General features: G+C 69.8%; 13 protein-coding genes, 1 tRNA gene and 1 pseudogene. 12 read left to right on the top strand and 3 right to left on the bottom strand.

Features of this window, described 5'->3' with window-relative positions; genetic code table 11:
• Positions 1–81 precede the first annotated feature (81 nt).
• From BT364_RS29365 to BT364_RS29335, 8 genes are all read left to right on the top strand, one after another.
• Entirely contained in the window at positions 82–660 is a 579-nt protein-coding gene (locus BT364_RS29365) for a tRNA adenosine deaminase-associated protein (RefSeq protein ID WP_072488259.1), read from the top strand.
• 81 nt (positions 661–741) lie between these two features.
• Positions 742–1,170: a tRNA adenosine(34) deaminase TadA gene (gene tadA / locus BT364_RS29360; protein WP_079179684.1), complete on the top strand. Its 429-nt coding sequence runs from the start codon at positions 742–744 to the stop codon at positions 1,168–1,170.
• Between the two features lie 45 nt (positions 1,171–1,215).
• A tRNA-Ser gene (locus tag BT364_RS29355) sits at positions 1,216–1,303 on the top strand.
• Between the two features lie 492 nt (positions 1,304–1,795).
• On the top strand, positions 1,796–1,960 hold the full coding sequence (locus BT364_RS41825; protein WP_177328275.1) for a hypothetical protein: 165 nt from the start codon (positions 1,796–1,798) through the stop codon (positions 1,958–1,960).
• Between the two features lie 9 nt (positions 1,961–1,969).
• Positions 1,970–2,263: a Dabb family protein gene (locus tag BT364_RS29350; RefSeq protein ID WP_072488257.1), complete on the top strand. Its 294-nt coding sequence runs from the start codon at positions 1,970–1,972 to the stop codon at positions 2,261–2,263.
• A 177-nt stretch (positions 2,264–2,440) separates the two neighbouring features.
• Positions 2,441–3,286 (top strand): RNA polymerase sigma factor SigF, encoded by an 846-nt coding sequence (locus BT364_RS29345; RefSeq protein WP_072488256.1) that lies wholly within the window; start codon positions 2,441–2,443, stop codon positions 3,284–3,286.
• A gap of 235 nt (positions 3,287–3,521) precedes the next feature.
• On the top strand, positions 3,522–4,388 hold the full coding sequence (locus BT364_RS29340; RefSeq protein ID WP_072488255.1) for an RNA polymerase sigma factor SigF: 867 nt from the start codon (positions 3,522–3,524) through the stop codon (positions 4,386–4,388).
• A 66-nt stretch (positions 4,389–4,454) separates the two neighbouring features.
• Positions 4,455–5,222 carry a hypothetical protein gene (locus tag BT364_RS29335; RefSeq protein ID WP_072488254.1) on the top strand — a complete coding sequence of 256 codons (768 nt, stop codon included), beginning with the start codon at positions 4,455–4,457 and terminating at the stop codon, positions 5,220–5,222.
• Positions 5,223–5,423: 201 nt separating this feature from the next.
• Here the strand turns inward: BT364_RS29335 and BT364_RS29330 are convergent, their stop codons facing one another.
• Positions 5,424–5,633: a hypothetical protein gene (locus BT364_RS29330; protein ID WP_072488253.1), complete on the bottom strand. Its 210-nt coding sequence runs from the start codon at positions 5,631–5,633 to the stop codon at positions 5,424–5,426.
• A 510-nt stretch (positions 5,634–6,143) separates the two neighbouring features.
• Between BT364_RS29330 and BT364_RS29325 the strand changes: the two genes are divergently transcribed.
• The 4 genes and pseudogenes from BT364_RS29325 to BT364_RS44615 all read left to right on the top strand — a co-directional run.
• Positions 6,144–6,665 carry a MarR family winged helix-turn-helix transcriptional regulator gene (locus BT364_RS29325; protein ID WP_072488252.1) on the top strand — a complete coding sequence of 174 codons (522 nt, stop codon included), beginning with the start codon at positions 6,144–6,146 and terminating at the stop codon, positions 6,663–6,665.
• A gap of 23 nt (positions 6,666–6,688) precedes the next feature.
• Complete coding sequence (locus BT364_RS29320) at positions 6,689–9,178, top strand: MFS transporter (RefSeq protein WP_072488251.1); 2,490 nt, start codon at positions 6,689–6,691, stop codon at positions 9,176–9,178.
• A gap of 317 nt (positions 9,179–9,495) precedes the next feature.
• Positions 9,496–10,311 carry a YceI family protein gene (locus tag BT364_RS29315; protein ID WP_072488250.1) on the top strand — a complete coding sequence of 272 codons (816 nt, stop codon included), beginning with the start codon at positions 9,496–9,498 and terminating at the stop codon, positions 10,309–10,311.
• Between the two features lie 20 nt (positions 10,312–10,331).
• Positions 10,332–10,559, top strand: a pseudogene (locus BT364_RS44615) (PPOX class F420-dependent oxidoreductase); the annotation flags it as partial.
• 103 nt (positions 10,560–10,662) lie between these two features.
• Here the strand turns inward: BT364_RS44615 and BT364_RS29305 are convergent.
• Complete coding sequence (locus BT364_RS29305) at positions 10,663–11,421, bottom strand: TetR/AcrR family transcriptional regulator (protein WP_072488249.1); 759 nt, start codon at positions 11,419–11,421, stop codon at positions 10,663–10,665.
• A gap of 93 nt (positions 11,422–11,514) precedes the next feature.
• Positions 11,515–13,044 (bottom strand): MFS transporter, encoded by a 1,530-nt coding sequence (locus BT364_RS29300; protein ID WP_072488248.1) that lies wholly within the window; start codon positions 13,042–13,044, stop codon positions 11,515–11,517.
• Positions 13,045–13,075 lie beyond the last annotated feature (31 nt).

Genomic DNA, 13,075 nt, shown 5'->3' with positions numbered 1-13,075 from the left:
GATGGGCGGGACCCAGGACAGCCGGACCACCGGCTGCCCTCCCGCCGGACCGACACCCCTATGACCAGTGGGAGAGTCACGGTGTACTTCGCCGCACTGCTCGCGCGCACCGAAGACGGGTGGGAAGCGAGCGACACGGAAATCGACGATGTGGAGACCCTGTCCGACCTGACGGACCTGGCCCGTGAGGCCTCGGTGGACGAGGACACGGTGCTCGTCTTCATCGAACAGGAGGACGCCTGGTTCGGCGTCGTCCGGGTGGACGGTGAGGACGACCCCCGTATCTTCATCTCGGACGCCACCGCCGCCGCCCGCTCCTCGTACGGCGAGATCCTGCTCACCGACGAACTGCTCGGCCGCGAACCCGGGGCCGAGGACACGATTGCCGCCCTCGAAGAGCTCGTCGGCCTCGACGGCACGGAGGACGGCGACCCGGACACGACCCCCGACAACGACACCGACACAGACACAGACACAGACACCGACGACGATGACGACGGACTCGACGCCGACGCCGTACCGGCCGGCCCGCTCGGCGACACCCGGATCCTGGCCGATCTCGGGCTCCCCGAAGCCGAGCTGCTGATGCTGCGCACGGACGCCATGGCGGAGATCGCGGACGCGCTGGGCGCGGCCGAGGTCCTGGAGGCCGTCCGTTAGGGTCCGCGGGTGAGCGAACCACCGCACCCGCAAGGACCGCCGGAACCGTACGACCCCGTGCGAGAACCGTGGCGGGCGCACATGCGCCGCGCCCTGGCCGAGGCCGATCTGGCGGCGCTGGCCGGCGATGTGCCGGTCGGCGCCGTCGTGCTCGGCCCGGACGGCGCCCTCCTCGCCACGGGCCACAACGAACGCGAGGCGACCGGCGACCCGACCGCCCACGCCGAGGTCCTCGCCCTGCGCAGGGCCGCAGCCGCTCTCGGCCGGTGGCGGCTGACCGGCTGCACCCTGGTCGTCACCCTGGAGCCCTGCACGATGTGCGCGGGCGCCCTGGTGCAGTCCCGCGTGGACCGGGTGGTCTATGGGGCCCGCGACGAGAAGGCGGGCGCGGCGGGCTCCCTCTGGGACGTCGTACGCGACCGTCGGCTCAACCACCGCCCCGAGGTCGTCCAGGGCGTCCTGGAGGACGTCTGCGCCGACCGCCTGACGGCCTTCTTCCGCACCCGCTGAGAACCGATTTCTGCCCACGGCCCGCAATGGTCTAAGCTCTCTCTCGGTAGCGTGTCCGAGCGGCCGAAGGAGCTCGCCTCGAAAGCGAGTGTGGGGAAACTCACCGAGGGTTCAAATCCCTCCGCTACCGCCATCGACGCCCTCCCGAACTGCGGAAACGCAGACCGGGAGGGCGTTCGCTTTTCCCAGGACCGCGCCATGCCGGAGCGGTCCGGAGGTGCCTTGCACACGACTGTGGCCCCGATACGACGGATGTCGTGCCGGGGCCACAGTTCACCCACGCTCAGGTCGGGGGAAGCGGCATCGGGGGGACAAGCCGCTTCCCCCGGTGAGAACGGGGCCTCCGGTCCTCGTCGCGGTCAGGGGGGTGACCTGCGGCGGGGACCCCACAATGGGGGCCCGTTCCGAGCCCCTCGGATTCCTGCCGTATCCGCCGGGCTCACCGTCCATCCTGCTCCTGCTCAGGGGCCGTACGGGCGGGCAAAGGGCCTCGATCGCCGGGTCCTTGGTCCCTAAAGGCCGTGTGAGTGGTCGGAAACCTCCCAAGGAGGCGGCCATACGTGCGGATAGAATCGCCCGACTGCACAGGAGATCGAAACAGGGGATCGAAGGGGAGGCAGGGGCTGTGGTGCAAGCGAAGAAGATAGCTCTCTACGTGATATTCGTCTTCGTGGCGTACACGATCATCACCTCCCCGGCCCGGGCGGCTGATCTCGTCCAGGTAGGGTTCGAGGGCGTTTCGAGTGCCGCACAGGGCGTCGGCGACTTCATGTCCGAGCTCGTGAAGTAGGAGTACACCGTGATCCGCCATCTGGTCCTGTTCAAGCTGAACGACGGCGTCGAACGGGACGACCCGCGGGTCGTCGCCGGGGCGGAGGCCTTCCGGAAGCTGGAGGGGCAGATCCCCGAACTGGAGTTCTGGGAGTGCGCCTGGAACATCACCGACCGGCCGATCGCGTACGACTTCGCCATCAACTCCGCCGTCGCCGACCAGGACGCCCTGAAGCGGTACATCGAGCACCCCGCTCATCAGGCCGCCGCCGGGCAGTGGCGTGAATTCGCCAGCTGGGTGATCGCCGACTACCCGTTCTGATCCGGACGGCCTCCAGGCCCCTCGCCATCATGGTGAGGGGCTTTTTTGGTGTTTAAACCAAGTTGACCCCAACACGGCGCTATACGGTGCTTGCACACAGTGGACATGTCTTGTGATGCTATGACCGCTTTTGACGGATGAGTTGACCAAAGTTGACTGCAAAGGGGTGGCCTCATCGTGCCGGCCAGTACAGCGCCTCAAGTGCCTCCCCAGTCCGTCCAGACCGAGGCGCCCGACAGTACGACGACACCCGCCAGGACCCGGGGCGCGGACACCAGGGCGCTCACCCAGGTGCTTTTCGGACAGCTCAAGAACCTGGAGCCGGGAACCTCCGAACACGGCCGGGTACGGGCTGCCCTCATCGAGGCGAACCTCCCGCTGGTGCGGTACGCCGCGGCACGGTTCCGCAGCCGCAACGAACCGATGGAGGACGTCGTCCAGGTCGGCACGATCGGCCTGATCAACGCCATCGACCGGTTCGACCCCGAACGCGGCGTCCAGTTCCCGACGTTCGCGATGCCCACCGTCGTCGGCGAGATCAAGCGGTACTTCCGGGACAACGTACGGACCGTCCACGTGCCCCGGCGGCTGCACGAGCTGTGGGTCCAGGTCACCGGCGCCACCGAGGACCTGACGACCGCTCACGGCCGTTCACCGACCACCGCGGAGATCGCCGAGCGGCTGAGGATCTCCGAGGACGAGGTGCTCGCCTGCATCGAGGCCGGCCGCTCGTACCACGCGACCTCGCTGGAGGCCGCCCAGGAGGGCGACGGGCTGCCCGGACTGCTGGACCGGCTCGGCTACGAGGACCCGGCGCTCGCCGGGGTCGAGCACCGCGACCTCGTCCGGCATCTGCTCGTACAGCTGCCCGAGCGCGAGCAGCGCATCCTTCTGCTGCGCTACTACAGCAATCTGACGCAGTCCCAGATCAGTGCCGAACTGGGGGTCTCCCAGATGCATGTGTCAAGGCTGTTGGCCCGAAGCTTCGCCCGACTCCGATCCGCAAACAGGATCGAGGCCTAACCGGATCGGGTAGAGCGCTCGACGTCCGTTTCGCGCGACCCAAATGCCTCGCACCCCCTGTTAACTGCGCAGACTCCACAAAGACTTGTCGACATGTCACTACAGCGTGTTGCCGACATGTGACATTCTGCGGAAACCGCGTTTGCCGTGGCCTCGCCTCCGGTATTCAGGTGGAGGCTGCGTTCCTCCGATGGTCGCGGCTCAACGCGACCGTCCGCGACCTCAAGGGGGTGGCATGTCCGCAGAACAGGGCAGCTCGAAGGTGCTCACGCTCACGAAGAGCGAACCCGCACCCGTTGTGCTCACCGGCTCGTCGGAAACCATCGACACCCGCACTCTGTCCCGCTCCCTGTTCCTGCGGCTCGCCGCGCTGGGGCCGGCACCAGGCCCCGAAGGAACGGACAGCCCGGAGCGTGCCTATGTACGGGACACACTCATCGAGCTCAACCTCCCGCTGGTGCGGTACGCCGCGGCACGGTTCCGCAGCCGCAACGAACCGATGGAGGACATCGTCCAGGTCGGCACGATCGGCCTGATCAAGGCGATCGACCGGTTCGACTGCGAACGAGGCGTGGAATTCCCGACGTTCGCGATGCCGACCGTCGTCGGCGAGATCAAGCGGTTCTTCCGCGACACCTCGTGGTCGGTGCGTGTACCGCGCCGGCTCCAGGAGCTGCGGCTCGCGCTGACCAAGACCAGTGACGAGCTCGCGCAGAAGCTCGACCGCTCGCCGACCGTGCCCGAGCTGGCCAAGGCGCTCGGGGTCTCCGAGGAGGACGTGGTCGACGGACTGGCCGTCGGCAACGCGTACACCGCCTCCTCGCTGGACTCCCCCTCGCCCGAGGACGACGGCGGCGAGGGCTCCCTCGCGGACCGGCTCGGCTACGAGGACTCGGCACTGGAGGGCGTCGAGTACCGCGAATCGCTCAAGCCCCTGCTGGCCAAGCTCCCGCCGCGCGAGCGCCAGATCATCATGCTGCGGTTCTTCGCCAACATGACCCAGTCGCAGATCGGCGAGGAGGTCGGCATCTCGCAGATGCATGTCTCGCGCCTGCTGACCCGTACGCTCGCCCAGCTCAGGGAAGGGCTCATCGCCGACTGACACCGTGGACTCCCGTACCGGAGCAAGAGGGTTCCGATTTGACGGACCGTCAGCCACACTGGCGCGATGCGACGTCAGATGCTCGGTTCGAACGGCCGCCGGGGCACCGTGATCGCCGCCTCGGCGGTCGTGCTGTGTCTGGGCGGCGTACTGGCCACCTGCGGCAGCGGTGCGGCGGACGAGGGCTATGTGGCGCTCGGCGCGGCGGGGGCGGATCCCGGGAGAGCTCCGACGGGGGCGGTGGCGCCGTCGGGGAAGGTGACGCTGGTCCCGCTGGACCGGGGCGGGAAGGGCCGCGCCCCGGGTGATGACCGTGGTCGTGATTCCGGCGAGGGGCGCCATCCCGGCGCGAGCCGTGATCCCGGCGGCAGTGATGGCGGTGGAGGCCGGTCCCGTGGCTCCGGAGCCACGCCCGGTGCGACTCCCAGGCCGTCCGGCCCGCCCGCCACACCCGGCACACCCGGCCCCGGAGGGGGCTCCACCGGGCCTGTGACCCCCTCGGCGCCCGGATCCGGCACACCCGCCGGGCCCGCCGAGCTGGCGGTGGGCGACCCCGTGCGGGCGGCGGCGGACGAGCGCTGGTGCGAGAAGGTGACCGTGGAGTTCCGGAACACCGGAGGATCACCGGCGCGGGCGGGAACCGTCACCTTCGCCACGCATGTGATCGGCGCGCTGGGGGTCGACTGGGCGACCATCGAGTCGACCGGGCCGCTGCCCGCGCCGATCGACGCGGGAGCGGCGCGGACGGGGACGTACACCGTCTGTGTGGACGCCTGGCGGGTGCCCCTGGGCATGCATGTCGAGACCCGGGACGTCACCGCCGTATTGAAGTGACAGATGGATAAGACCGACCGGCAATTGGGGGGTGGGTGAAGGAGCGGGGCTGGGTGCGTGCAGCTGCAAGGCGGAGGACTGAGGCAACGCGGAGCGTTGTTGATTGACGACAACGCGGCAGATGTGCGTGCCCAGCCCCGCGACGCCGCCCCCCAATTGCCGGTCGGTCTAAGGGCTGTGTGCGGTGACCGGCGGCGCCGGTCAGCCGAGCGCGAGCCAGGCGACCGCCGCGAGGGCGACGACCACCACGACGACGGCGGCGATCACCCCGACCTTCGGTCCGGACGAGGCGGCCGGCTGCTGCCGGCGCTGCGGCTCGCCCTCGTCGACGAAGGCGCGGAACATCTGGGTGCTGCCGGCCGGGTCGTGGTTGCCCTCGGGGCCCTGCGGGGCGTGGGGGTTGTGTGCCATGGGCCAGGACCCTAGCGAACTCGGCCCTGTGGCCCAACCCCCGGGTCGGGGAAGGGCCGAGGCCAGGGCCGGGGGGCCGGTGGAGAAGGGGCCGGTGCGCGGCGGTGGAGCGGGGCCGGACAGCCGGACCGCGAGGGTGCGTCGGGGCGGAACCAGCGGCGTACACAGGTCGGTTGTGAGGTCCAGCGAGGGGCGGGCATGTCAACTCGCCTTTTCCATAAGGAACTTACCGTCCCCCTCGGCTCCGGAACCGCATCCCGCGCACCTTGTGTACTCGCTTCTTCACACAGTCGCCGCCGCCCCGGAGCGGAGTCCCACCGGCCTCGACTGTGGCGCGACACACACCTCGCACCACCCGCACCCCGGACGCTGGGCCTTTGACCCGAGCCGTACACAGCCTTTTGCTTTCCTTTACTTCTGCAAGCTCCTTTTCGTTTGCCTGCAGCAACCAACGGCTTCTATGGTTGCCCTAAGCAACAAGATGAACCGGTGAGATGTCTGGGGGGTCCCGTGGCCGCACGGAGTCAGTACGAAGAACTGGCCCGGCAGCTCAGCGCCGTCGGGGCCGTCAAGCGGGGTCTCGCCCGGATCCTGCCCGCCGAGTGTCCGGCGGGCTCCGCCGCCGTACTGTCTCTTCTCAGGCAGCACGGTGAGATGCGGATCAGCCGACTGGCCGAGCTGCTGGACGTCGACATGTCGGTGACCAGCCGTCATGTCGCCCATGTGGCCGAGCGTGGCTGGATCGAACGGTCCCCGGATCCGGCGGACAAGCGGTCCCGCATCCTGCGGCTGACCCCCGACGGACGTGACGTACTCGGCGACCTGAACCGGCGGACCACCGAGATGTTCGCCCACAGCCTCTCCGACTGGTCGGACGACGAGGTCGGACAGCTGAACACGCTGTTGGCCCGGCTGCGCGACAGTTTCGCCTGTCGCGGGCCCAGCGGGTGCGGTCCCGGAAAGCACAGCGGCGACTGCCGTTCCCGGCATGCCGACAGCGACAACGACTCGCACACCCGTACACCCGTGTAACAGAAGCAAAGACAAGGACTTAAATGGCTACGACCACACCAACCGGTGTGCGGGGCGGCCACGCCAAGCACGGGGGATCCTCCGATCCCTCGTCCGGCGCGCCGATGACACACCGGCAGATCATGGAGGCACTGGCCGGGCTGATGCTCGGCATGTTCGTCGCGATCCTGTCGTCGACGGTCGTCTCGAACGCACTGCCCGAGATCATCTCCGACCTCGGCGGCGGTCAGAGCGCCTACACCTGGGTCGTCACGGCCTCGCTGCTGGCGATGACCGCCACCACCCCCCTGTGGGGCAAGCTCTCCGACCTGTTCAGCAAGAAGCTGCTGGTCCAGATAGCCCTCGTCATCTACGTCGCCGGCTCGGTCGTAGCCGGTATGTCGACCAGCAGCGGCATGCTGATCGCCTGCCGTATCGTCCAGGGCATCGGCGTCGGCGGTCTTTCCGCCCTCGCGCAGATCGTGATGGCGGCCATGATCGCCCCGCGTGAGCGCGGTCGCTACAGCGGATACATCGGTGCGGTGTTCGCCGTCGCCACCGTCGGTGGTCCGCTGCTCGGCGGTGTCATCACCGACACCAGCTGGATGGGCTGGCGCTGGTGCTTCTACGTCGGTGTGCCGTTCGCCGTCATCGCGCTGATCGTGCTCCAGAAGACGCTGAAGCTCCCGGTCGTGAAGCGTCAGGTCAAGGTCGACTGGTGGGGCGCGTTCTTCATCAGCGCCGCCGTGTCGCTGCTGCTCGTCTGGGTGACCTTCGCGGGCGACAAGTACGACTGGCTGTCCTGGCAGACCGCCGCGATGGTCGTCGGTTCCGTCGTGCTCGGCGCGATCTTCGTCGCCGTCGAGGCCAAGGCCAGCGAGCCGATCATCCCGTTGCGCCTCTTCCGTAACCGCACCATCACGCTGGCCTCGCTGGCCTCGCTGTTCGTCGGTATCGCGATGTTCGCGGGCACCGTCTTCTTCAGCCAGTACTTCCAGCTGGCGCGCGGCAAGTCGCCGACGATGTCGGGCGTCATGACGATCCCGATGATCGCGGGTCTGTTCATCTCCTCGACCGTCTCCGGCCAGATCATCACCAAGACCGGCCGCTGGAAGGCCTGGCTGGTCAGCGGTGGCTTCCTGGTCACCGCCGGGCTCGGCCTGCTGGGCACCCTCCGGTACGACACGGAGTACTGGCACATCGCGGTCTACATGGCCGTCATGGGTCTCGGCATCGGCATGATGATGCAGAACCTGGTGCTCGCCACGCAGAACCAGGTCGCCCCGTCCGACCTCGGCGCGGCCAGCTCCGTCGTCACCTTCTTCCGTTCCCTCGGCGGTGCGATCGGCGTCTCGGCGCTGGGCGCCGTCATGGCGAACCGCGTCACCCACTACGTCAAGGACGGCCTCGCGGAGCTCGGCCCCAAGGGCGCGGCCATGGGTCACAGCGGCACCGGCGGCGGGGGCATCCCCGACCTGGACAAGCTGCCCGCGCCGATCCGTACGGTCGTGGAGAGCGCCTACGGGCACGGTGTCGGCGATGTCTTCCTGTACGCCGCTCCGGCCGCGCTGATCGCCTTCCTGATCACGATCTTCATCAAGGAGGTCGCCCTGAAGAGCAGCGCTGTGAGCGAGGTCCCGGCCACGTCCGAGACCCCCGCCGTCGAGGCGTTCGACGCTCCGGCCACCAACGCCGACGCGCCGGGCTCCGAGGCGACGGCCACGGCCACCGTGGCCGACACCCTGGAGGCCCCGGTCGCCACCCTGCACGGCACGTCCGTGCACGGTGTGGTGCGCGGCGCCGAGGGCGCACCCGTCGCCCGTGCCGCCGTCACGCTGATCTCGCTGGCCGGCCGGCAGCTGGGACGCTCCGTCGCCCAAGCCGACGGCAGCTACGGTCTGGACGCGCCGGGCCCCGGCTCCTACGTCCTGATCGCCTCCGCCGACGGCTTCCAGCCGCAGGCGTCCACGGTGGTCGTCGGTGACGAGCCGCTCGCGTACGACCTCCTGCTCTCCGGTACGAGCGGTCTGGCCGGCGTCGTGCGGGCCGCGGAGTCCACCGCACCGGTGGAGGGCGCCGTGGTCATCGTGACCGATGTGCGCGGCGATGTGCTGGCCACCGGCAAGTCCGGCGAGGCCGGCGAGTTCACCTTCGGTGAGCTCGTGCCCGGTTCGGTGACCGTCGCGGTGAACGCCGCCGGGTTCCGTCCGCTGGCGCTGCCGGTGGAGATCGGCGGCCAGGGCGTCACCCGGGTCGAGGCCGCGCTGCAGTCCGGTGCGCTGGTCCAGGGCACCGTGCGGGCCGGTACCGCGCGGCGACCGCTGCCGGACGCCCGGGTCACACTGGTCGACGCGGCGGGCAATGTGGTCGCCACCTCGACGACCGGGGAGGACGGGGCGTACGCCTTCACCGACCTGGACGCGGGCGAGTACTCGGTCATCGCGACCGGCTACCCGCCGGTGGCGAGCGCGCTGACCGTGGCCGGCCGCGGGGCCGACGGGCACGACATCGAGCTCGCGCACCCCGGCGAGTAAGAGTGCCCGGCAGCGGGCAGCGCGGGTGAAGGAGCGGGGCTGGGGTGCGTGCATCTCAAGGCGGAGGATTGAGCCAACGCGGAGCGTTGGTGATTGACGACAACGCCGCGAGGTGCGTGCCCCAGCCCCGCGACGCCGCGAAGCCTGCTGCCGGACGCTCTCACCACAGACTCCTGGCGGGGCGGCGTTTCGAGCGGAGATGCTGTACCGGCCGGTGGAAATGGGCCCCGGTGGCGGGGACGGCAGGCAGGGGACGGCCTGCCGTCCCCGCCCCGGGGCCCGACTCATTGAGTCATGGAGCAAGGAGAGAGAACGGGATGGGACTTCGCACACATGTACGGACGCGGGACGGCTGGGCGGTCCAGCACGCGGTCGTGACGGTCACCGACATGACCGGCACGCAGGTGCTGCGGGCCACCGCCGACGAGGACGGAGCGGTGCGGACCGACACCCCCCTGGCGGCCGGCGCGTACACGGTGATCGTCACGGCGGTCGGGTACGCCCCCGCCGCCTCCACCGCCCTCGTCACGGCGAGCGGGCGGGTCGAGGCCGGCACGGTGGTGCTGGCCCGCCAGGGCGGTGTGGAGCTGCCGCCGCCGGGTGCCTGGTCGCTGGACCCGGCACACTGCTCGGTGGCCGCGGTCGCGCAGCACCTGGGGATCTCCAGCGTGCACGGCCGGTTCACCGAGTTCAGCGGCCGGATCGAGATCGCGGAGGAGGTCCACCGCTCCCGGGTCGACGCCGTCATCAGCGCGGCGAGCATCGAGACCGGCAACGGCATGCGCGACAAGCACCTGCGTTCGCCCGACTTCCTGGACTCGGACCGGTTCCCGGAGATCACGTACCACTCGAACGGGCTGACCCCGGCGGGCCCGGACCGCTGGCTGGTCCACGGCCAGCTGACGATGCACGGTGTCGTGCGCCCGGTCGACCTGAACCTGAGCTACCTCGGGACGGGCCCGGACCCGTGGGGCGGGGTGCGTGCGGCGTTCAGCGCCACGGCGGAGCTGCGCCGCGAGGACTTCGCCATGAACTACAACCAGGTGGTGCAGGCGGGCATCTCGGCGATCGGTACGACGCTGCGGGTGGAGCTCGACGTCCAGGCCGTGCAGGGTGAGTCCGTGCCGTCGTAGTCTGCGGCCACGGCACCGATATCGCGACGAACACGGCCGTGGAACTCGACGAGTTGCCGGCCTTCGTACGGCCCGGGCACCGGGCGATCCCGCTGACCACCCGGTCCGAAGGCCGCCCCCGGGGTTCCCCGCCGACCTGCGGGGCCGACGACGCGGGCCGGACCGTCGTCCCGGCCTACCCCGAGCGGGCCAGGACCCGCAACGCGAAGCGGGACGAGCGGGTCGGCGTGATCGTGCTGTCCGACGAGATCGAGCAGGGGCAGCGCGTAGCGCTTCGCCGAGGGGCGGCGGCCGGGCGACGGGTGGGTACGGGAGAGGGGGCGGGCGGGATCTCGGCCGTCCCCCCGCCCCTCAGCGGTCCCGCATCGCCTCGATGCCCGCGATCAGCAGGTCCAGGGCGAAGGTGAAGTCCCGGTCGCGCATCTCCTCGACCGTGTCGCCGCCGCGGGCGTCCATCAGGTCCTGCGAGGCCTCCACGATCTCCTTGAGCTGCGGCTGGCTCCGGATGGTGCCCAGCGCCTGCTGGAAGAAATCGTCCTGGCTGACCCCTGACTCCGCGCTGCGCTGTACGAAGTGGGCTTCGATGGTGCCGAATCCGTACACGAACTGGAAGACCGCGGAAAGCGCCCCCGTCTGCTGATGCAGCGGCAGACCCGTCGCCCGGACCACGTCCTGCATGGCGTACGAGAACAGCATCGAGTGGGGGCCCATGTTGAGGAAGTGGCCGGCGAGCGGCGACACCCAGCCATGCCGGACCAGCAATTCCCGGTAGGACATGGCCATTTCGCGCAGTCGGTCGTGCCAGTGCGCGTCCTCGCGAGGGGGCGCGATCTCGCTGTAGACCGAGTCGAGGGCCAGTTCCAGCAGATCGTCCTTGGTGTCCACGTACCAGTAGAGGGACATCGCGGTGACATCCAGCTCGGCGGCGAGCCGGCGCATGGAGAATTTGGCGAGGCCCTCGGCGTCCAGCAGCCGGACGGAAGCCGCGGTGATCCTGTCCCGATCGAGACCTGTCGGCTGGTCCGTCCTGCGAGTGCGCGACGGTGTCCTCCGGTCCAGCCACACGCTGGTCCTGGCGGGGTTCTTCACACGGTCGGCCGCGGACACCATGGCATCTCTCCTCGTCTTGCCAGCGGGACGGACCGGATGCGTACCTGTGCGCACGAAGCGGATTCGTACGGTCCAGTGCGCCCCGCCTCGATGCTATGCCGCTGCCGCTGTCCCGGCCGAGTCGGCCGGAGCAGATTCTGCCCGCTCCGCACGGCGCAGAAGCACTGCTGCCAGCAATCCGCCGACCAGCACCGCGACCGCCCCGAAGAGCTGGCTGGTCTCCAGACCCGAGGCGAAGGCGTCGGTGATCCGGGCCCGCTCCCCGGCGTCGGTCGCCGAGGCGAGCGCGGCGGGCAGCGAAGCCGCCCCGACCGCCGCCGGCACCAGCGACGCGAACCGCGAGCCCAGCACCGCGCCGAGGACGGCGACCCCCAGGCCGTTGCCGAATTCGGCGAGCGTGCCGTTGACCCCGGCGCCCACGCCCGCCTTCTCCGGCGGGATGGCGCTCATGATCGCGTTGGCCATGGCGGGCATGGCGAGCGCGATGCCCGCGCCCATCACGACCAGGCCGAGCAGCATGCCGCCGTAGCCGTCGCCGCCGAGCAGCGCGATCGCGGCGAGTCCCGCGGCCAGCAGGCTCATCCCGGCCGCGATGGTGACCGGCGTGCCCAGCTTGGGCACCAGCCTGGCGCCCAGTCCGGTGAGGTTGAGCGCGACGACGCTCAGCGCCAGCGGAGCCGTGCGCAGACCGGCCTCCAGCGGCTCGTAGCCGAGGACGAACTGGAGCTGCTGGGTGAGCAGGAAGAGCGAGCCGCCCATCCCGAAGGCGACCAGGATCGCGCCCGCGACCGCCCCGACGAACTTCTGGTTCCGGAAGAAGTGCATGTCCAGCATCGGGTACGGGATGTGCAGCTCCCACAGCACGAATCCGGTGAGGACGGCGACCCCGACGAAGGCGGTCAGCAGCACCCGGCCCGATGCCCAGCCGTGCTCCGGGCCGGAGATGATCGCGTACACCACGGATGCCATGCCGATGGTGGAGAGCAGTGCGCCGAGCAGGTCGGGGCGATCGCCGCCGGCGTTCTTGGATTCCGGGACGAGCCGGGCCACGGCGACCAGTCCGATGACCGCGACCGGGATGTTGATCAGGAAGATCGCGCCCCACCAGAAGTGGTCGAGCATAACTCCGCCGATCAGCGGTCCGACGGCGAAGCCGAGCGAGCTGACGGTCGACCAGATACCGATCGCCTTGACCCGCTCGGTCTCGTCGAAGATCTGCACGACGACGGCCAGGGTCGTGGTCATCAGCAGCGCACCGCCGATGCCCATGCCCGCGCGGGCGGCGATCAGCTGCGCGGACGTCTGGGCCAGTCCGGCCACCAGCGAGCCGATGCCGAACAGGGCGAGCCCGGCGATCAGCATCTTCTTGCGGCCGTAGCGGTCGGCGGAGCTGCCGGCCGTGAGCAGCAGACCCGACTGGACCAGCGAGTAGGCGTTGATCATCCACTGCACATCGGCGGTGGAGGCGTCCAGCTCCCGGGTGAGGGAGGGGATCGCGACATTGAGAACGGTGTTGTCGAGCAGCACGGTGAGCTGGGCGAGACAGATGACGCCGAGGATCAGCCAGCGTTGCGGATGGCTCGGCGACGAGAGGTGGTTCTGCTCGGCGGCGGTCGCCGTCATACGGACTCCTGATCCCTTATACGGTGTACGA

The sequence above is a fragment of the Streptomyces atratus genome (assembly GCF_900119365.1).
In the GTDB taxonomy this organism is placed as follows: domain Bacteria; phylum Actinomycetota; class Actinomycetes; order Streptomycetales; family Streptomycetaceae; genus Streptomyces; species Streptomyces atratus_B.
This window is presented reverse-complemented; position numbering and strand designations above follow the sequence as displayed.